At 50.4% G+C, this 20,372-nt stretch carries 16 protein-coding genes; 2 read left to right on the forward strand and 14 right to left on the reverse strand.

Annotated elements, in window-relative coordinates:
- Positions 1-11 precede the first annotated feature (11 nt).
- Positions 12-2,537, forward strand: coding sequence for a mechanosensitive ion channel family protein (locus ABWH99_RS22555; protein WP_375584026.1), 2,526 nt, complete (start codon positions 12-14; stop codon positions 2,535-2,537).
- Positions 2,538-2,540: 3 nt separating this feature from the next.
- Here ABWH99_RS22555 and ABWH99_RS22560 read toward each other — a convergent pair whose 3' ends face one another.
- The 13 genes from ABWH99_RS22560 to ABWH99_RS22620 all read right to left on the reverse strand — a co-directional run bounded on the left by ABWH99_RS22560 (position 2,541) and on the right by ABWH99_RS22620 (position 17,803).
- The gene (locus tag ABWH99_RS22560) at positions 2,541-5,099 is read right to left on the reverse strand and encodes a sodium/solute symporter (protein ID WP_375584027.1); all 2,559 of its coding nucleotides are present in this window, start codon (positions 5,097-5,099) and stop codon (positions 2,541-2,543) included.
- On the reverse strand, positions 5,096-6,133 hold the full coding sequence (locus tag ABWH99_RS22565; protein WP_375584028.1) for a Gfo/Idh/MocA family protein: 1,038 nt from the start codon (positions 6,131-6,133) through the stop codon (positions 5,096-5,098). Before ABWH99_RS22565 ends, ABWH99_RS22560 begins: the two co-directional genes overlap by 4 nt.
- On the reverse strand, positions 6,134-8,488 hold the full coding sequence (locus ABWH99_RS22570; protein WP_375584029.1) for a M81 family metallopeptidase: 2,355 nt from the start codon (positions 8,486-8,488) through the stop codon (positions 6,134-6,136).
- On the reverse strand, positions 8,478-8,855 hold the full coding sequence (locus tag ABWH99_RS22575; protein WP_375584030.1) for a RidA family protein: 378 nt from the start codon (positions 8,853-8,855) through the stop codon (positions 8,478-8,480). The genes ABWH99_RS22570 and ABWH99_RS22575 overlap by 11 nt, the downstream gene beginning before the upstream one ends.
- A gap of 253 nt (positions 8,856-9,108) precedes the next feature.
- On the reverse strand, positions 9,109-9,768 hold the full coding sequence (locus ABWH99_RS22580; protein WP_375584031.1) for an RraA family protein: 660 nt from the start codon (positions 9,766-9,768) through the stop codon (positions 9,109-9,111).
- Positions 9,765-10,691, reverse strand: coding sequence for a dihydrodipicolinate synthase family protein (locus ABWH99_RS22585; protein WP_375584032.1), 927 nt, complete (start codon positions 10,689-10,691; stop codon positions 9,765-9,767). The genes ABWH99_RS22580 and ABWH99_RS22585 overlap by 4 nt, the downstream gene beginning before the upstream one ends.
- A 9-nt stretch (positions 10,692-10,700) precedes the next feature.
- Complete coding sequence (locus ABWH99_RS22590) at positions 10,701-11,807, reverse strand: pyridoxal-phosphate dependent enzyme (protein ID WP_375584033.1); 1,107 nt, start codon at positions 11,805-11,807, stop codon at positions 10,701-10,703.
- Entirely contained in the window at positions 11,804-12,628 is an 825-nt protein-coding gene (locus ABWH99_RS22595; protein WP_375584034.1) for an SDR family NAD(P)-dependent oxidoreductase, read from the reverse strand. The genes ABWH99_RS22590 and ABWH99_RS22595 overlap by 4 nt, the downstream gene beginning before the upstream one ends.
- Positions 12,615-13,532, reverse strand: coding sequence for a succinylglutamate desuccinylase/aspartoacylase family protein (locus tag ABWH99_RS22600; protein WP_375584035.1), 918 nt, complete (start codon positions 13,530-13,532; stop codon positions 12,615-12,617). The genes ABWH99_RS22595 and ABWH99_RS22600 overlap by 14 nt, the downstream gene beginning before the upstream one ends.
- A gap of 140 nt (positions 13,533-13,672) precedes the next feature.
- Positions 13,673-14,833 (reverse strand): sialidase family protein, encoded by a 1,161-nt coding sequence (locus ABWH99_RS22605; protein WP_375584036.1) that lies wholly within the window; start codon positions 14,831-14,833, stop codon positions 13,673-13,675.
- Positions 14,834-15,247: 414 nt separating this feature from the next.
- Entirely contained in the window at positions 15,248-16,102 is an 855-nt protein-coding gene (locus ABWH99_RS22610; protein WP_375584037.1) for a fumarylacetoacetate hydrolase family protein, read from the reverse strand.
- A 26-nt stretch (positions 16,103-16,128) separates the two neighbouring features.
- Positions 16,129-16,887, reverse strand: coding sequence for an SDR family NAD(P)-dependent oxidoreductase (locus tag ABWH99_RS22615; RefSeq protein WP_375584038.1), 759 nt, complete (start codon positions 16,885-16,887; stop codon positions 16,129-16,131).
- Between the two features lie 40 nt (positions 16,888-16,927).
- Positions 16,928-17,803, reverse strand: a complete 876-nt coding sequence (locus ABWH99_RS22620; protein ID WP_375584039.1) for a PIG-L deacetylase family protein — start codon at positions 17,801-17,803, stop codon at positions 16,928-16,930.
- Positions 17,804-17,963: 160 nt separating this feature from the next.
- Between ABWH99_RS22620 and serS the strand changes: the two genes are divergently transcribed.
- Entirely contained in the window at positions 17,964-19,241 is a 1,278-nt protein-coding gene (serS, locus tag ABWH99_RS22625; protein ID WP_375584040.1) for a serine--tRNA ligase, read from the forward strand.
- Between the two features lie 31 nt (positions 19,242-19,272).
- Here the strand turns inward: serS and ABWH99_RS22630 are convergent, their stop codons facing one another.
- Positions 19,273-20,316, reverse strand: coding sequence for a dihydrodipicolinate synthase family protein (locus tag ABWH99_RS22630; protein WP_375584041.1), 1,044 nt, complete (start codon positions 20,314-20,316; stop codon positions 19,273-19,275).
- Positions 20,317-20,372 lie beyond the last annotated feature (56 nt).

The following is a 20,372-nucleotide window of genomic DNA, read 5'->3' on the forward strand; positions in this document are numbered from 1 at the left end:
AACGAATCCCCTTGATTTCGCATTCAGTTCTTGAAATGAGTCGGACCATTCCCCTGCGGATACGCACGCTGGTTGCAAAAAAAGGCAAACCTTTTTTCCTGTTTGCCAGGCTCTGGCTACTCGTTACCGCGTTTACACTCCCTGCTAAAGCGCAGAACAGTAGTCGCCTCTTCGATATTCTTCCAAAAATAGCTACCGACACTGTCAACTTGGCGGACTCCCTGGCACAAAAGCCAATAAGTATCGAACAACGCATCCAACAAAACCAACAATTTCTTAACGCCACGCAAGAAATTAAGTCAGGGTTGACGAAGATCCCGGACACGATGTTCATGCAAAACCAAATACCGGTCATCGAGTTGGTGCTGCAACGGATTCAGGAACAGTCGCTCGCTGAACAAAGCACAGTGAACTTACGTCTCCTGAATGAACTGGAAAACCTTATCATCGGCTACGATCAGCAGGTAAACAAATGGCAAGAGCAGATCGATGAAAAGGCAATCGACTTCATCGAGTTTGGAAAGAAATTGACCCGTATTCAGGAGTTTCTCGATCAGGAAAAATCCCTGCTGGTGACCGACGGTCCGGAGGAATACCTCAAGCAGAAAAATATCCTGCAACAAAAATTTAGCTCCGTTGACAGTCTCTACGGAACCAAACGAATGGCCGGCTTACGTATTCAAACCAGACTTTCGGGCGTTCAAATCCAACTGGATGAATTACTTGAATCCCTGCGGTTGCGGCAGTCAAATTTTAGGCGCGACTTGTTGAAACGAGATAGCCCTTACATCTGGCAAAGCCACGCAGCCAACTCAGAAAAACCATTTTCGCAGGTAATCAGGGAAACATGGATACTCAACCGGGTCATACTCCGGCACTACCTGGAAACAAGAAACGGTTGGCTAATCCTGCTGGCGATCGTTTTTCTATCGGTGTATTTGGGCACCCGAAACATGATAGCAAAGATTTACCGGACCAAAGATTTTTCTAACCTCATTCTCGACAGAAGCAAATACCTGCGGTACTCTCCCTTTTTGGGAACAGCACTGATTCTATTTGCCATTGGCCCGTACTTGTTTTCCTTTCCTCCTTACCTACTGATTCTAATTTTTTTATTCGGCAGTATCCTGGTTACTACTTTCTTGATTCAAATCGTATTGGACCGCCAATCCATGTTTCTTTGGTACCTGATGGTGGTTTCTTTCTTTGTTTTCGGGGCCAGTAATTTAATCACCCAGCTCGCCCATCAGGAGAAATGGTACCTCATCGGATTTTCCCTTTTGGGAATAGGTATCGGGTATCGCTTGTTGAAACGAATCAACGAAAAGCCGAAGCTGTTTCCGGTGAATTTACCTTATTTGGTTTATTTCTTTATAGGTATGCAACTTCTCTCGGTAGGCTGTCACATCTTCGGAAGGTTTAGCCTGGGTAAATTGCTAGGAATTGCCTCTGCCCTGAGCACCATGCAGGGCATCTCCCTATACGTGTTCGTTCTGGTGCTCATGGAAGCCATTTACTTGCAATCCGAACTGAGTAAGGAAAATCAAAAGGATTATGCCAATTTCCTGAACTATCAGGCTATTTACGTTCGGTTGAAAAAGATTTTCTCTTTCCTGGCCCTACTCATGTGGCTGTACCTGCTTCTGGTCAATTTCTCCCTAAATCAGGCACTGGCGAATGTGATGTTTGACTTCCTTCAGGAAACACGAACCATTGGAAACACAAAATTTACCTTTGGTAGTATCCTTATTTTTTTCCTTTTAATTTGGATTTCATCGGTTTTGGCCAAGAATATTGCCTACTTTGCCTCCATCCGGGATAGTCACAGCCTGCAGCAGCGAAACAAAAGGCTGGGGTCCTCTATCCTCCTGATCCGGCTTGCCGTCCTTACATTGGGCTTTTTTCTGGCTGTCACCGCTTCCGGATTAACCCTGGACAAGTTGGCCATCGTGTTGGGTGCGCTCAGTGTTGGTGTTGGTTTTGGCTTGCAAACCATTGTGAATAACCTGGTTTCCGGAATCATTCTTGCTTTCGAACGACCCATACAAATAGGTGATGTGATCGAAGTCGGGTCGCGGTCGGGAATTGTGAAGGAAGTTGGTATCCGGTCGAGCACCCTGCAGGCTTACGACGGTTCGGAAGTAATTATTCCAAATGGAGATCTTTTGTCCCAACACCTGGTAAATTGGACCCTGTCCGATAAAAGCCGACGGGTGGAAATACTAGTCGGTGTGGCCTATGGCTCGGATCTGGAAAAGGTGCACGCTATCATCGAAAAAGTAATCGTCCGGGATGGAATCCTTTCCTTTCCGGTGCCGAATGTGCTGGTCCATAATTTTGGGGACAGTGCGGTTGAATTCCGCGTTCTATTTTGGGTCGCTAATTTTGACCAGTGGCTGCAGGTAAAAAACAATGTCCTCAGGGATATCTACCAGGCCTTCGCCCGGGAAAACATTGAGATCCCCTTCCCCCAGCGCGATGTGCACCTAAAAAGTCCGAAGGGAAAGAAAGATCCCGGCGGAGATCAATTAGAGTAAACCTTACTTTTTTACAAGGCTCCGATACGTATAGCCTCGCGGCTGACGCGTTCCCCTTGGGAAAAGAAGACTGACGACATAGCCAATAGCGAAACAACTAATTACACCAATTGCACCATACAGGTAGCCGTTTACATCGGTAAATCGGCTGACCAGAAAGGTAATCCCTGCCCCGCAAAGCGTACCTGAAATCGCCCCGGTAGCGTTTGCCCGCTGTGTAAAAATGGCCAACACAAACACCCCTGCCAGGCTGCCACCGATCATTCCGAGGAGCTTTTGGAATAAATCAAAAATGAAACCAACCTCCGACGAGGCGATCCACATGGCGGCAAGCGTTCCGAACAAGCCCATGAGTACCGTTATAATTTTTGCCAGGTGGAGGCGTTGACGATCGTTCGAATCGGGATTGAAAAAGGAGTGGACATCCGTGATGTAGGCCGTGGCAATGCTATTCATGCTACTGTCCAAGGAAGACATACTCGCCGCAAATATACCCGCGATTACTAATCCAGCGAGACCCGCTGGAAGCTCTGCCACAATAAAATAAGGAAGCAACTCTTCCGGGTTCGTACTCCCGATTTTCTGTGGATTGCTGAGGTAGTACACATACAACACCGTACCCAACCCGAAAAACAGCAAAATTCCCGGCAGGGTCAAAATACCATTGGTCCATAAGCTTTTGGCAGCCTCGGCTTCGCTTTTCACGGTAAGGTACCGCTGTATGACGACCTGGTCGGAGGTATAGGAAATCAGGTTTAGGAAGAAAAACCCGATCACTGCGACCCAAAAAACCAACTGGGTATGATCCCAGGACCACTCCACGAGGGTGAATTTCTGATGCTCCATTCCTACTTGTATTACCTGAGCCAGCCCCCCTTCGATTTGCCCAATGGCCAAAAATAATGAAAATAGCGCTCCCCCTAAAAGCACGACCACCTGCACCACATCTGTCCAGATGACCGCCTCCATTCCTCCCAGCACCGTGTAGGCAGTGCTAAACACGCCCATGATGGCAATGCATACGTAGATGTTCATGCCGCTCACCGAGGAAATGGCAATCGCAGGAAGGAATACGACCACCCCCATTCTGGCTAACTGCAAACAAATAAAGGTCAAACTGCCCAACAAACGTACGTTTAGGTTGAAACGTAATTCCAGGTATTGATAGGCCGTCGTGATACGCAGCCGACGAAAAAAGGGAAGGTAAAACCGAATGATGATTGGCACGATGGCAAATATCATAAAAGAACCCAGCGCTAATCTCCAATCGGTTGCATACACGATGACCGGAATCGCCATAAATGTGATCGCGCTTAACTGGGTGCCGTAAATACTTAAACCGGCTGCCCACCAAGGAATCCGACCTCCGGCAAGAAAAAACTGGGCCGTGGACTTATCTGTTTTGGAAAAGTAAAATCCGATTCCCAACATGCAACAAAGATACACGCATAGAGAAGTCCAGTTGGCCCATCCGAATTGGTTTTGGGTTTGTAACCCCAAGACTGCCGGAGATCGGACACCCGGACCTTTTTCTCCGTTAGGTACGATCCAGTATCCCTTCCAATACGCCGTAGGGGCGGTCACCCGGGAAATCCCTTCCGGCATCGCACCCATCTCTACCCATTCACCCGCCCGGCTGTTGTAGGCCAACATTTCATCTAAAAAACCAGGATGCGTCTCCGGATCGGTATGCAGGATCGTTTTTTCGTCCAGCCCCCCGGAGATTAGTATATGGGAAGTACCCAGGCTGAATGCCGGAGAAGGGGCCGCCGCAACGCCCCTGGGCAGGTCTTTCAGTCGCTCCCAGGTTCCCTCACCCAATCGATCTCCGGGCAGGAACCGATAGGCATCCCGAAGTAATTCCCGGGTCGTGCCGCCCGCTTCAAGGGCCTTCAGGTGAAAGCCGCTGAACACGTAAAAACTTCCTTCATGCGCGGCAGCCACAGACTGAATTCGTCCGGTCCCCGGAAATACAGCCCCTTGGGTCCACTTCATCTCTGACCGCTCATCGTTCAGGTTCAAAGCAAAAAATTCCTGCCTTGCCAGCCCATCGGGACTTTCCTGTCCGCCTTGGATGTATAGCACCCCTTCTACTACCGCCCCGGCCATATTGGCAAGAGACACCGGTAGGTGCGGGTAGTGGGTATCGATCCGAATTTCCCCTTCCTCATACGATAAGGTCAGCACCTGGCTTGAATGACCTCTTGCGTCGTTTCCACCAATGATCCAGACTTTATCCTGATACGTTACCGAGACCCCATAAGCAAGGGGCTGTGGTAGTTTTTTACCGGACTTTTGCCACACACCATCCACTGCGTCTAAAACATAAATGTGGTCGTACCAAACCTTTTGCCCGCCTTCCCAAGGCCTCTTTTCGGGAAAGTTGGCCCCTCCCGCTACAATAAGCCGATCGTCGCTTACTCCCGCAAACATGCCGGCAAAGCCCTCCTGATCTGGAATCGGGGGAAAATTTCTCCAGTTAATCTCCTTGGCAAGTAAAGGGCTGACGGAGAACATAAGAAAAAGCAGGCCAAAAACCCTTACTATCGGTGTCGTCTTCATGGTGCTTGTTTAGGTTTGATGGTTTTACCTGGGGTTACGAAAATCTCTTTTCCACTGGCCGCAGACGCCTGGGCCGCAAAAAGTACCTGCATCAGGTACAAGCCGTGCTCGCCCGGTACCGGCAATACGGCATCCTTCTCAATGCCGTTAGCAAAGGCCTTCCACTCGGAGACCAACGCCTGATCCATCCAGTTCGAAGCGTAAGAATCCGGCAATAATTGCCATTTTTGATCTTTCCCGAAAAATGCACCCTCAGAGAAGCTAATCTTAAGCATGCCGTTATCGCCATATAAAAGGGTCTCAATCCGATTCACACCATCCCTGAATCCGGAAAAATGCAGCGATGCGTGTAGGCCGTCGGTGCATTCCATGGAAAGAATGCCATTATCGTCCACTGCGTCCCCATGCAGCCCATTGCCAAGCATGGCAAACACACGCCGAATTTTCGAGGGGAGCAGGGCACAGAGCGCATCCAACTGGTGAACCGCCACGGTAAAAAGGTAGCCTCCTCCGAATTCCTTCCGCAAGTGCCAATCCTTCCGGTCGGCATGCTTCCAAAAAGAGGCGGAAATGGCCTGGGCTGCACGAATGGTTCCCAGCTCACCGGAGTGCAAAAAACGCTTTGCCGCCAGAAACGCCGGTGTGAATTGCCCCAACTGAGCGAGCATCAACTTAACCCGATTTTCTTTACAGGCGTTGTATATGGCTTCACAATCCTTCCAGCACGTCGCCATCGGTTTTTCCAAAAGAATGTGTTTTCCCGCTTTGGCAGCAGCAACGGCGATTTCCGCATGGAGGTGATGGGGAGTAGCAATCAACACAGCGTGGATAGCGGGATTTTCCAGAAGTTGGGTATAATCGTTGGTTCCTTGCACCTTGTACCGTTTCACCAGTTGATGCAGCGCCAGAGGATCTCTCCGGCAGATAGCTACCAACCGTAGCTGGGGAACCCGATGTATGACTTCAATGTGTCGGGTACTGAAATTTCCAGCACCGATGATTCCGACGGATAACCTTTGCTCCTGCTTTTCCATTCAATCAATAGGGTATCCCTTCATACCTACGCTTAGTTTCGTCAGGCTTCCCGGACCCGGTTCGGAAAAGCCACCCGTGATCCAAACCTCTTCATCCACAAAACAAAGATTACTGGTCAAAGGGATTCCTGAATCGTAGGTTGCCAGCAATTTCCCTTCTCGTGAAAGGACCTGAATGGCCTGCATGCCATAATGCGCAACCCAGAGGCGCTCCTCGGCATCCATGGCCAATCCATCCGGGAGATTTCCGGTCAGCCGATTGGTAGGATGGTAGGGTAGGGATGCAAAAACCTGCCGATAATCTGGATGATCCGCAGGGAGTTTCAAGTCAAATTTCAAAATGCGATTTTTATAGCTTTCTGCAACCCACAATAGCTGCGATTCTCGCAGAAAAAAGAGCCCATTTGGATAATCCAGATCTTTTGCGACACAGTGAGCCGAACCGTCCCATCCCACGAAATACACCCTGCCCACTTCGCGTACTGAATCCGAAAAATAAAAACCTTTGGCAGAATCCAGCGAAATGTCGTTCGGACAACGTACCCTTTCCCCATCGATCCTTTCCGGGGAAACCGCACCTATACGTTTTCCGTCTGCCGCGTAGCGGACCACGCGGCCGGAACCGCTATCACAGACCAAATGGTCCCCTCCGGGAAGGATGGCCTGACCATTGGGACGGTTCCCGTCGGCCCAATGTGAAACCGAACCCTTTTCGTACTTTAAAATATGCTTTCCAAGCAGATCGGTAAAATACACGCTTCCTTCGCCACCGACCACCGGCCCTTCTGTATAATATTCCCAATTGTGGAGCAATTCAGGTTTCACCTGGGCCGGCTCTGGCAAACCTGCTCCGCGTCCCTCGGGAAACGAAAGCGCATCCAGTGGAAACAAGGGATGTCTCCGGTTGTGATACACAAATTGACGCATGTCTGCGCAAGTGACCCCAGGCGTATTGACGCGAATGACGCTTTTACAGACTGGCTGGTACGCGGCCAGGGGAGCCTGTACTCCCTTTGCTACTAAAATCTCAAACTGTGCCGGGTCTATTCCAAAATGCACCAACTGTTGTAAACTAAACGGAACTGTCCGCAAGGATGTCAGCATTAGGGTGTTTCCCCCCCGGGTTCTGACAATAGCCGTTTCGCCCATCGTGAAATGTACCTGCCCGCCATGCCTGGGTTCTTTTTCGCTGAACTTCCCATCCACCATGGCCAATAATTTGACGGCCATTTTCTGCGGTTTCCCGTGAAGTCGGTCCGTCTTGCCCCCGATGGTGAGCGAAATGAACCCGGAACCCGGACTATCCCGAATCGTCGCGACCGCTTCCGGGTCGCATATACACATAAAGCCGTTGGCATCCGGGCTTGCCTCCAATAATTCCAGTAAGAACGTACTGTCTCCGGGGCCGCCTCCACCCACATTATCCCCCATATCCAAAAGCAGCAGGGGTTTTTGTGCCTGCCGCATGGCCTCGGGCAACGCATCCAGATCCATTTTTTTTCCGGAAAACTTCCGGTGGTTTTCCAGGGCATACTCGTTCAGCTTATGCAAGCCGGCTCTCGCAGCATGGTCTACCCTATCAGCGATAACGATAAAACTGGTGCCCATTTCCGGCACATCTGCATAAGGAAAGCCCAAGACAATACTGGTAGAAAGGATGGCTGACTGTTTGGCTATTTCTTCGGCCACCTGGTACAATTCCTGGCAGGGACTGGATGCAGTATGCTGCATTTCTATGCTGATGGCAAACCGACATTGAAGGGCGTGCATTTTTGGCGATAATCGGCCGTTTAATGTACCTATCAATAAGCTGGCTGCTTCCCTTCCCACGGCTCGCTGATCCACGTGTGGATTGGTTTTATAGGCCACGAGGGCATTCACCGCGGCCACCATCTCGTAGCTGAGGTTGCAATGTGGATCAATGGTCCCCATGATGGGTAGCCGGGGTCCTAGGATTTCCCTGGTCAGGCGTAGCCAATATCCATCAAAATCGGAGTACGCCTCGCTGACCGCGGCACCATGCGGCACCACCAATAAGCCGTCTAGCGGGAGCGCCCCGGTCAGCAGATGTTTCACCTCTGCCAAAAGAAAATCAGTAACATCAGCAGACAAACTTCCTCCCGGGGTAGCTTCTGCATAAAAGAGTGGCACGATTTCAAAATCTGGCTCGCTATCCATTACCTCCAGCATGCCCCCGATCTCGTGATAGGCATCCCGGTACTCATCCAAAAGTGCCGCTCCATAGAGAAGGTGTCCGTTTTCGAAATCCTCCCGTGTAGTCTGCTTTTCCAGAAAGGTATTGGACTCGTGGTAAATACCCAAAAGACCGATCCGCTTTGGACGTTTATTCTGCATACGCGATCAAATCTACTTCAAACTTCAACAAAGTACCCAGACAGCCAATTAAGGTTGTTCGGGCCGGGTAGGGCGGTTGAAAATAGTCGGTGTAAAGTTGGTTAAAGGTTGCGAGATCCTCCTGTCTGGCAACGTAGTTTCTCACCTGCACTACGTGGCTAAAGTCAAGCCCCGCCGCGGCAAGAATCTTTCGGGCATTTTCGAAAGACCGGCGTACTTCTCCTTCAAAATTGTCTGAGACGATTTTTCCTTGTTCATCCACGGAGGCCTGTCCTGAAACAAAAACCAGCTGATGGACCTTCAACGCCGGCGAAAATGGCAAGGTGCTTTGAGGAACTCCTTCCCCTGAAATAACTTCTTTTTTCATAGGTTCATAATTAGCTTTCATTTGCCACATGGAATCTTCGCATGTATGATAATCGTCCCTCCATGGGTCGCTTGCGTCATGCTTGATTTCATCTGTTTATATCTGTCTTAATTGGTCAAATGCCCGCCTTTCCGCAGCCAGGGAATCCTAACAGGACGCATGCAACCGTTATACTGTGTGACGTTTTCTTCGTACCCTATTTCATAACCTACTCAAAATAACCCCCGTTTTTTGCCGAAGACGAGTGTTCCGGTTAGAGAATACCATATTTTTTATAAACCTCTGTGGCTTTCATCCCTTTCTTTATCGCCTCTCTACTGACATTTTCGGCATGTACCTTTTGCATGGCATTGCTCAGCACCAGTCTTTCTACTTTTTGTGGTACCACTACCACTCCATCTTCGTCACATACCACCAAATCCCCGGAACAAAAACGTACACCGCCTATTTCGACGGGAACATCGATGCCGACAACACGTTGGCGATTTTGGCTATCGTATACCCGTTTGCCTTTTGCAAAAACGGTGAAACCCATGTCCCGGATTTTTGCAATGTCCCGGATGCAACCGTCTACAAGGGCACCAACGCATCCCCGATTCTTTGCCGCCGTGGAAAGCAATTCTCCCCAGATCCCGGACCGGGTGGAGCCTGCAGCCGCCGCGATGAAAATGTCGCCGGGCATGCAATCGTCCACAGCCTTCAACTCTAGCTCGTAAGGGTTTGGGTCTTTGTGGTACATGTCCGACCAAAGCGTGGTCTTACACCTGCCTGCTAGTCGGGATTTCCCAACCTGAATGGAAAAATCCCCCTCAGGCGACTGATTGGGGTATCCCAGGGCGTCCAGAGCATCCGAAATAACTGCTACGTATAGGTGTTCTTCAATTTCCTTCAGAGAGTAGTTTGCTTCCTTCATTTTGTTTTTTTCGTTTCATTGATTTTCGCCGCATCGATTACCCGCTGCAACAGGGCGGCCACTTTTTCTTCCTTCCAGGGACGATTGGTGTTGCCCACCGGTGGAATTGCCGAACCGATATCCACCCCATACCGCATTAGGATGGCCTGCCGAAAAAACGTCCAGACGTTTGGCAAGACCTCCGCGATCATTTCCTGAAAAATCAACATAAAGTCCGTCGCCAGAGCTACATTTCCTTCCAGGAAAGAATTGCGCACAAACCGGCACTCGGGCCCAAATACGTTATAAAAAGAACCAATCGCCCCGGAGGTCCCGCAAAGGGCTGCATGGCACATGAGCTCGTCCGCCCCACTGAAAAGTGTCAGCTTTCCCCGGGAACTGTACGAGATGGTACTAATTTCCAGCAGATTATTGGTGGTCAACTTCATGCCTGCCATAGTGGGAAGTTGAAGCAATTTATCAATAAATCCCACCAATCCATCAGAAAAACCGCTTGTTCCCAATTGGTAAGGAAAAAATGGCAGATCGGTGGCACTTGCAATCGATTCGTAGTGCTTCAAAGCCATGGCGGAACTCCCATCAGAAGAACTGTAGTACACCGGTGCCACAGAGGAAATCCCGTCTACCCCGCAGCTTGCCGCGTGCCGGGCCAGGCGAACCGATTCGGCGGTAGTCATGGAACCGACCTGTACGATCAACGGTACCCTCCCTCCGCTCACTGCGCTAGCTACTTCCGTAACCTTCTTTCTTTCGGTCTCTCCTAATAGGAATCCCTGTCCGGTAGATCCAAGCAAATAAAGTCCATCCATGCCTTGCGTGATGAGTAAATCAAGCCATTTTTCCAACTGAGCAATGTCTGGCCTACCTGCTTCATTCATGGGGGTTAATAGCGCCGGCCATACCCCTTTAAGTCGTTCATTCATCGTTGTTTCTTACTGATTCGGTTCGTTGCTATTAAAATAAATTTCTAATTCACCTACGTCCTCCAAAAAATGGAGGGGATTCTTGGCGATCATTCCTGCTATAGAAGGCGGATCTTTAAAGCCGTTGCCTGTAACGATGCAAACTGCTTTTTCATCCGGGGACACTTCGCCGAATTCCACGGATTTTTTCCACCCCGCCACTGCGACTGCCCCGGCCGGTTCCGCAAAAACGCCCTCCCGCTTTGCCAGTATTTGCTGTGCATCAAATACCTCCTCATCAGAGACCAGGTATCCGTTTCCCCCAGAAAGCCGGCAGGCCTGCAAGGTTTTGTCTCCGTCGATTACATTGGCCACTTGCAGTCCACTTACGCGGGTAAAGGCATTTTCCACGGCCTGGGCATGTTCCAAACCCGCCCGTAAATTTCCGGCAATGGTATTGTTGCCCTCCGGCTGCACGCAATGGATTTTTGGGAGCTTAAATTCAGGTTGCCTGTGCTTCCATAGCTGATATCCCCTGCAAATTGCCAGGGCGAGACCTCCTCCACCTGCGGGTACAAACACATGATCTGCCTCGGGCAGGTCTTCTGCCAGTTCAAATCCTATGGTTTGCACCCCTTGCATTCCTACCGGACTGTACCTGAAGGCGCTAACCTGAATCTGTGTCTGGTAATGGGAGGCCAGCAGGGCTAGTTTCGCAAATATGCTTTCGCTAATCTCCTTGTTGATCCCAAAACCCTTCACGGTCACCAGATGGGCTCCGTGGGCTTGCATCTGGGCCAATTTACCTTCTGGCGCTCCTTCAACCAGCACAATATAGCATGGGAGCCCGGCGGCAGCAGCGTAAGCGGCAAGCGCTGCGCCGGTATTTCCACTGGAAGTAGCCAGGCAGCGTTTGCTTTTTTTTCGAAGCAAGTCAGCAATGGCAAAAGCTGCGAATCGGTCTTTGTACGATCCGGAGGGATTGGCTGTCTCCAGTTTTAAGTACAATTGACTCCTACCCTGACTCGGACCCATGTTCTTTGTCTGTATCAGCGGGGTAGCTCCCTCTCCCAGGCTAAAGGGAAGAAGACCTCCCGGCAAATCCATCCATTTTTGGTATTTCCAGATTCCTTTCAAAACTCGTTCGGAAATTGTGATTTTTTATTGGTATAACTGTTGAAATTGTGACTAAACCCTCCATCCATCTCAATGGAAGTACCGGTGACAAACGAGGCCTCTGACGAGCACAACCAAAACACGCCGTTTGCAATCTCTTGCGGGGTTGCGCTTCGCTTGAGCGGTGTCAGGTTTTCCATATCCTGCACCAGCCTCTGACTGATGTTCTTCCCCACACCATCCGTAAAATCTGTACTCATGGCTGTACGAACATTTCCCGGGCATACCGCAACCACCCTTATTCCCGAGGGGCCGTACAAAGCAGCCATTTCATAGGTCATGCTCAGCAAGGCCCCCTTCGACGCCACGTAGGCTGGGCTGGTGCCTCCGGCCCTTTCCGCCATGATGCTGCTGATGTTCACTATCACCCCTGGGTACAGCCTGCTTTCCATGCTGGCGGCCACCAATTTGCTCAAAAAAACAGGCGCGGTGAGGCAAACCCGAATGGTTTTTTCCCAAGTATCCAGGGAAATGGTCCGCAAGGTTTCCAGCGTGCGCCAAGCCGCATTGTTTATTAAAATGTCCACCCTTCCCCATTTGGATAGGGTATGGTCCACAATCTGCTGGAGGAAGCCCCCATCGGCCAAATCACCGGACAATGTCAGAACGGTTGCTTCCGAATCGAAGGTGGCCACAGCGCCGCGTAGCTCCTCCACATCATCCGCTACCATCACCACACGATCGCCATTTTCAACAAATTGCCTGGCGATCGCTTTTCCGATTCCTCTGGATGCACCGGTGACGATGACCACCCGACCCTCCTGTTTATCAATCCCTTCCATTGCTAGTCACTTTTGAATTGGGTAATATCCCGGCCAGCGCTTCCCCTTTTTCGACTCGGGGAATCGCGCGCAACAAAAATACCGTGCCGTCCTTTTCTGCCAACACTTGATTGGTAACCTTTCCACTGTAATCCCAGATTTCTCCGATCGGATCGTACCTTCGAACCTCTGCGCCCAATCCAACCTGAGGTACAAATACACCGGCTCCAGGGGCCGGATACATCCGTTGCAGCTGCCCGCTTCCAGGCTCTTTGTCTTCGATTTTCAGGGAAATGTTGGCTGACCTTTCTTCTTCGCCCAGCATTTCAAAGTACGACAGCACATGTTCGCAGCCGGCTACCAGGCGTCCGATTCCTTCCGGACGAAATCCTCCGCCTCTGAATTCTGTATATATGGCAGGAATCTCCGCGTCTCGGGCTATAGACAAGGTTCTACCTTGCAAATCAGGACTGGTCCCCCAAATAACGGGCAGATTAAAGGCCGCGGCCATCGAACGCTGCATTTCCAACACCCGAGGATTGGAATGGATCATGTATCCGGACAAGGGAAAAATATCGAAAAGGGTGCCCCCAGTATGCATATCAATCAAAAAATCCGATTCCCTTATCTGATTGCTGAGCTGGTAAGCTACCGCTTCGGTAATGCTGCCTGCTTGGTTTCCCGGACAGGTCCGTGCCAGGTCCAGCCCATCTTCCCCGACCCGGCGCCCAGCGAGATAGGCGCTTTTGTTTGCTACGGGCACCAAGGTCAGGCACCCGCGCAGCAGGCGTGATTTCAGCGTCTGGAGGAGTTGCATCACTGCCAGTATGGGTTCGTACTCGTCTCCGTGGATCCCAGCGATTATCAGTCCCTTCGGACCGTCTTTTGGACTACGTAGCGTGTACTTAGGAAATAACTCCGACATGAATTAAACCAGTAAATGAATCAAACTATTGACGTTCACTTTGATTATGAGGTCATTTTCCAGCTAGGTTTCGCTCAATTTTTTCGAGAACAGGAAGTCGAATGAATAGACTGGATAAAATCGAAACAATCTACTCATTGCTAGTAATCGTTTTTGTACAACCAATCAACCCTTACTTTACTTAGGTTTGTCACCGACAGACCTGTTCCAGCGGGCCGGTTTCCCGCACAATACCCCAGCATCACTTCCTCCCCGACAAACTCCATGGCGATGTAACAATACCATCCATCCGGATCATCCTCCAGCGTTTTTACGTTTTCCCATGTTTTGCCCTCGTCTCGGGAAATGGCTGCGTTTAACGGGGTTCGGAGCTTTGCCCGATCGGGATCTTCCGAAAGGTTATTGTTCCAAACCGCCAAAAGGTCTCCGGTGCTGGGAATTCGTTCAATCGTGGCTGGCGATACAGGAGACACCAGGGTACTCTTTTCTACCTGGGACCAGCTTTTTCCCCGGTCCCGGGAATAGGAATAGCATTGTACGCCCGCGTCGGAACGGATCACCATCAAAATGGATCCATCTTTCAATTCCACCACACCGGGCTCCTGGAGTACAATACCTTCCGGATTGGGAACCTCTTCACTGCTTTGCCAGGTTTGCCCATTATCGTCTGAGTAATAGGCAAAGATGTCTCCCTTGCCGCTCCATTCCATTCCTGGTCCGGCGTGCCTGGCTACGGAAAGCAGTAACCTTCCGTCCGCCAGCTGTATCACCCGATCGTTATTTAAAACGAAATACCCCTCTTTGTCCGTGATGCAAGAAATGGGCGCTGACCAGCTTTTTGCCTCGTCCTTGGAGATTCGCATCATCGGAATGCAGTCATCGGTGTCGTTCTTTCGTAGGTAGAAAAGCGCTATATCCCCATTTTGGAGGCGCAGCAAAGAAACCGACATGACGTTCATTCCTCCTTCGTTGGGAATGATCTCCTCGTCCTCGGTGGTCCAGGTCTCACCCTGATCGGAGGAATACCTGCCCGCAAGAAAGGCGGTGGCATGGTCGCTAGAAGATTCTCCATAGTAATGGGAATACACAAACAGAATGCGACCGTCTTTTAACGCAATGAAGTCGCCCTCGCTATTTCGGGGATTATCTTCACCTGGATGCAACACTAATTTCCGCTCAATGTGTCTTTCCGATACAGAGGCCTGGCTTTCCTGCCTGGAATCTCCACCTCCACAGGCCTGTATCGCCAGGGCAATCAGCAAAAGAATTTCTACGGTAAATGCACGTTTTTTCGTTTTCATAGGTTGGATGGCTTGGTATAAAACTCACGTAAAGGCACTTTACGAAGCAGCAGTAGGATCTTTTTGGCCAATTCTGTTCGTTTGGCAGCCATATGGCCTCAAAGCACCAAATTGTTGTAATATAAGGTTAAAAAAAATTATCCGGTAACCAAACCCTGCTCCGCTTTCAAAAGATGTTGTACCCGATTTTTAACTTGGTTCACAGCGGGCAAATCATCGGAAAAACGGCCGTTAGGAATGCCGTTTCTCACCGGGATTTACTACAGGATCTCAAAGTAGGTACCCCCTCCACCTTTCGAGAAAAAATGAGCGTGCACCTAAAAGTTTACTTTGACAGTGTAGACGAATAAAGAAGAGAAGGCAATACCCAAATTGCCCTCTCTTCTGTAAGCGTGGCGGTACCTCCGTCCTGCCTTATGGTGCTTCCACGCGTTGCCGGGAAACACCCAGACCGTCTATACCCAATTCTACTTCGTCACCGGCCTTCAAATATCTCGGTGGCTTCAGGCCCATTCCCACTCCTGCGGGCGTTCCGGTGCTGATGATATCGCCAGGGAGCAGACTCATGTATTGGCTAATGTAACTTACCAGTTGCGGTACATTGAACACGAGATCAGAAGTCGTGCTGTCCTGCATGATCTCTCCATTTACCTTTAGCCAGAGGCGCAATCGGTGGGGGTCCTCGATTTCATCCTTGCTTACCAGGTACGGGCCTACGGGAGCGAACGTATCGCAGCTCTTACCTTTTACCCATTGCCCACCGTGATGTAGCTGAAAATCCCGCTCGCTGACATCGTTGTGCAGCACGTATCCAAATACGTGCTCCATGGCATTTTCCTCTGAAACGTAACTCGCCTTCTTTCCGATAACGATGGCCAGCTCCACTTCCCAATCGGTGGCTTTGGAATTTTTAGGAAGCTTGATAGGGTCAAAAGGGCCGGTCAGCGCGGAGGTAGCTTTCATAAACAAAACCGGCTGCTTGGGAACTTCCATCCCACTCTCTTTGGCATGCAGGGAATAATTCAATCCCACGCACATAATTTTTGAGGGATAGGGCACCGGTGACCCCAGCCGCTCTGAAGAAGCGATCTCGGGGCAGGAAGCGGCGTTGGATGCGAGCCACTGCTGAAGGGCCTCCATGCGACTCGGATCACCCAAAAAATCAGCGGTCCAATCGGCTCCAAAGGCCGAGCAATCCAACATTTTTCCCGAGTCAGTAACAATTCCGGGTTTTTCATTCCCCGCTTTTCCAAAACGAATCAGTTTCATGTGTTATCTTAGTTTTATAGTATTGGTTACATTTTTAATTTACAAAAGCCGCCGTCTACCAGGTAATCCGCCCCGGTCAAAAAAGCAGCTTCATCGGATGCAAGGAAAAAGGCCATGCTGGCCACTTCTTCCGGGCTGCCCATTCTTCCCACCGGTTGTGTGGCTGCCAGCTGATCGAAAACCTCCTTTTCCTTTCCGGGGTAGGTTTTGGCCAGGTAATCGTCCACAAAGGGCGTATGAATACGTGCAGGCGAAATGGCGTTGCACCGGATATTGTCTTTTACATAATCCCGGGCAATGGTCAAGGTCATGTTAAGCACGGCTCCTTTGGACATGGAATAGGCAAACCGGTCGGGTATACCCATGGTTGCAGATACCGAAGCCATGTTGATAATGACACCTCCGCCCTGGGATTTCATCCGCCCGATGACTGCCTTAGAGCAATGAAACACTCCCTTTATATTTACGGCATACAAGCGATCCAGGTCTGCTTCTTCCGTGCTTTCAAGGTTTCCAATATGGGAAATACCGGCATTGTTTATCAAAACATCGATGTTCCCGGGAATGCTATCCATCACCTGTTGCACCGCTGCTCCTGCCGATACATCGGCCTGCCGGAATTCGACCCGCAACCCTTCTTTCTGTAATTCCCGAGTTACCTTTTGCCCGTTTACCTCATTGAAATCTACCAGGTACACCTTGGCTCCTGCCCCGGCAAATTTTCTAACGATAGCAAGTCCAATGCCACTGGCTCCACCGGTGACAACGATCGTTTTTTCTTTCATAAAGTATTTTCAATTATCTAGTTACGGATGAATTAAAATCCTATTTCCCAAGCATGGGAAATAGCCGCTTGAGGTCCTCCTCGGTTGGCTGTGAGCCGTATTCACATACCTCGAAGGCTTCCGCATACCGTACCTGCTGCGCCCGGGCAGGCCCGTACCACTTTTCCAGGTTACTTCTGACCGCAGGTGTTATGCTTCCAAACCGCTTTCCCTTGAGCCATTCTTTTCGCGCTTCTTTCCCCTCAGGCACTTCGTCCGCATAGCCCCCAATCCAGGGCAGCCATTCGTAAAACTGAGATACATGGGCGTCCATGCCCTCAATTTTTTTATCGATTACCTGGGTGATGTCAACGGCTACGTGTGGTTCAAAGGGGTTGGGCTTTTGAAAATGATCCTGAAAGTATAAGAACACGGGGTTTTTTCGTAGGGGGGGCGTATCGGGAGCCACGTTTGGTACGCCGACCATATAGGCTGCATCCTGCACCAACACGCCGGTGTACCGGTGGTCGGGGTGGTAATCGTTTGGCCGGGGGGCGATCACGATATCGGCATCCCATTCGCGAATTTTACGGATGATCTGAAGCCGGATCTCAAGCGTGGGAAGCAATTCGCCATCGTGGTTGTCCAACACATCGTAAGCCACACCCAGCCGCCGGGCTACTTCCTGGGTTTCAGCGATACGCCTTTTCGCGAGCATGCCTCCCCCTTCTTCCATGTGCCCGGCATCGCCGTTGGTCACCGAAACAAATTTGACCTTGTGCCCCATGGATACAAACAAGGAGGCTGTGCCACCGCCCTTAATGTCGCAATCGTCGGGGTGAGCACCGATCATAATGATCCGAAGGGGGTCTTCCTGGGCCTGAACCCCGGCAACCGATGCCAGAAGAACGGCTAACGCAAAAACAGTAAATTTCATGGGATAAAATAATGGGTTAAATAAAAGATAAAGGTTGAAGATAGTCAATTCGCACAATTTTGCCAATCAGGGATTCCAAAATATCCGGAATATACCCCATGCCCGGAACTTATTCCTTATCTTTGCAGCCTAAAAATTTCTACGAAAAAAGCCCCATACCATGCTTCAGGTAAATGAAATCAGAGAAAATTTCGACCGTGCCTGTGAAGGATTGAAAAAACGAAACCTTCCAGAACCGGAATCTTTACTTCAGGAAGTGCTAAAACTGGACGATAAACGGAAACAAACCCAGGTAGAGCGGGATGGCCTGCAGGCGGAAGCAAACGCCATGGCCAGGCAAATCGGGCAATTGATGAAAGAAGGTAAAAAAGAAGAAGCCGAGGCCACCAAACGCCGGACAGCAGCCATCAAATCCAAGGTAAAAACGCTGGAAGAAGACTACGCCGCCTGTGAGGAAGCGCTCATTCGTCTGCTTTACACGATTCCTAACGTTCCCCATCCCTCTGTTCCTGCTGGAATATCCGCCGAGGACAACGAAGTAGTTTTGCAGAAGGGGATCATTCCCGAATTAACTGGTAATCAAAAAATCCCCCATTGGGATTTGATCAAAAAATACGACATCGTGGATTTTGAGTTGGGGGTAAAGATTACCGGAGCCGGGTTCCCGGTCTACAAAGGCAAAGGGGCCAAATTGCAACGGGCTTTGGTAAATTTTTTCCTGGATGAAGCGGAAAAAGCCGGGTACCGGGAGGTACAACCCCCCATCCTCATCAACGAAGAAAGTGGCTATGCCACCGGTCAACTGCCGGACAAGGAAGGACAGATGTATCTGGCTGCCTCGGACGGGCTTTACCTCATCCCCACGGCCGAAGTACCCATCACCAATATGTACCGCAACGAGGTACTAAGTGAAAGTGATTTACCGAAAAAGAACGCAGGGTACACCCCTTGTTTCAGGAGAGAGGCCGGAAACTGGGGCGCACACGTGCGGGGCCTTAACCGGCTGCATCAATTTGACAAAGTAGAAATTGTTCAAATCACTCATCCCGACCATTCCTATCAGAGCCTGGAGGAGATGAGCCTGCACGTGCAGGGGCTCCTGCAAAAATTGGAGCTGCCCTACCGCGTGCTTCGCCTCTGCGGAGGAGACATGGGGTTCACGTCTGCCCTTACCTATGACATGGAGGTTTTCTCAGCGGCCCAGGAACGCTGGTTGGAGGTGAGTTCGGTGAGTAATTTTGAAACGTACCAATCCAATCGCTTAAAGCTTCGCTTTAAAAATCAGGATAAGAAAACCGTATTGGCCCATACGCTCAATGGAAGCGCCCTGGCATTGCCCCGAATTGTCGCAGCCCTCCTCGAAAACAACCAAAGCGATCAGGGTATACGCATGCCACAGGTGCTGGTGCCCTACCTGGGCTTTGAATGGATTCGCTGATCCCCAATGGAGGTCATCCCACTGCCGCGCATTACATCCCCAGCTGGTCTTTCCATTCCTGAACTTCCGCATATGCCCGATCAACAACGAGCCGTTGCTCGGAAGTAAGGGGTTGGTTGGCGCCGCGGCTGGTCAACTCCATCGGCAAACCCGATTTCCTTAAGTAATAGCGGGAAGATAGCTGGTAATTTGCAGTGATCCGCGTCTCCATCTCCCGAACCTTCTCCTGAAGCCAATCGACCTCTCGTTTTCGTTCCGAATCGGCGGCGTGTTGACAGATCCAGGCGATAACTTCGGGATAATAATTCCCTGCAATCGGAGACAAACCTGCAGCCCCTTCACGAAGGGAGGCCACCGCGCTTCCCATGTGGGCGTTGTACAGATCCAGTCCGCTACCCCGGGATAGCCGTAATTTTTCACGAATGGCATCGATATCTTCCGTGGTGTCTTTGTGGTACACCAAGCGATCCGTCTCCAAAAGAAACGTTAATACCTTTCCGGAAAGGATCCGTTTGTAGGGCCTGGGACACTCGTAGGTCCCAAGCGCCAGGGATTCCGTATGTTTGAGGTATTCTTCCAAGCGGCGAATCATCGTATCGTCCGATTCGGAAGCTTCTGCAAAATGAGAGGTAATCAAAATAATTGCGTCCACTCCGGTATCCGCCAGGCGCTTCGAAAAATCCGCCTTTTCCGCAGCATTGCTACCAAAAGATCCCGTGGCCACCACAGGAAATCTTCCATTCACACGCTTTACCACTGTTTCCGTGACCTTCAGGCGTTCTTGCGGGCTCAATTCATACATTTCACTGCTCAGGCAATTGGCGAACATGCCTTTTGCACCCGATTGCAGGTAATGGTCGGTCAAGGCTTCCAATCCCTTGTAATCGATGGATTTGTCCTTTTTATATGGAGTCAGCATTACCGGGACAAAGGCCTTTTCTTCCGATGTATCGGTGGTTGCAGCCCGGGCATGCAGCCGGGGCAGGGGCGTTGCGCCTGCGGCCACACCCAGGATCAGGTGCTTTAAAAATCTTCTTCGTTGAACAAGTCCTGTAGTAATCTGCATATCGTTCATATCAATTAGCTTAGGTTTGACGTAGGGTCCCTTCCAAATCAGCCGGAAAAGGATGC

The organism is Cyclobacterium xiamenense, from assembly GCF_042140265.1.
In the GTDB taxonomy this organism is placed as follows: Bacteria; Bacteroidota; Bacteroidia; order Cytophagales; family Cyclobacteriaceae; genus Cyclobacterium; species Cyclobacterium xiamenense_A.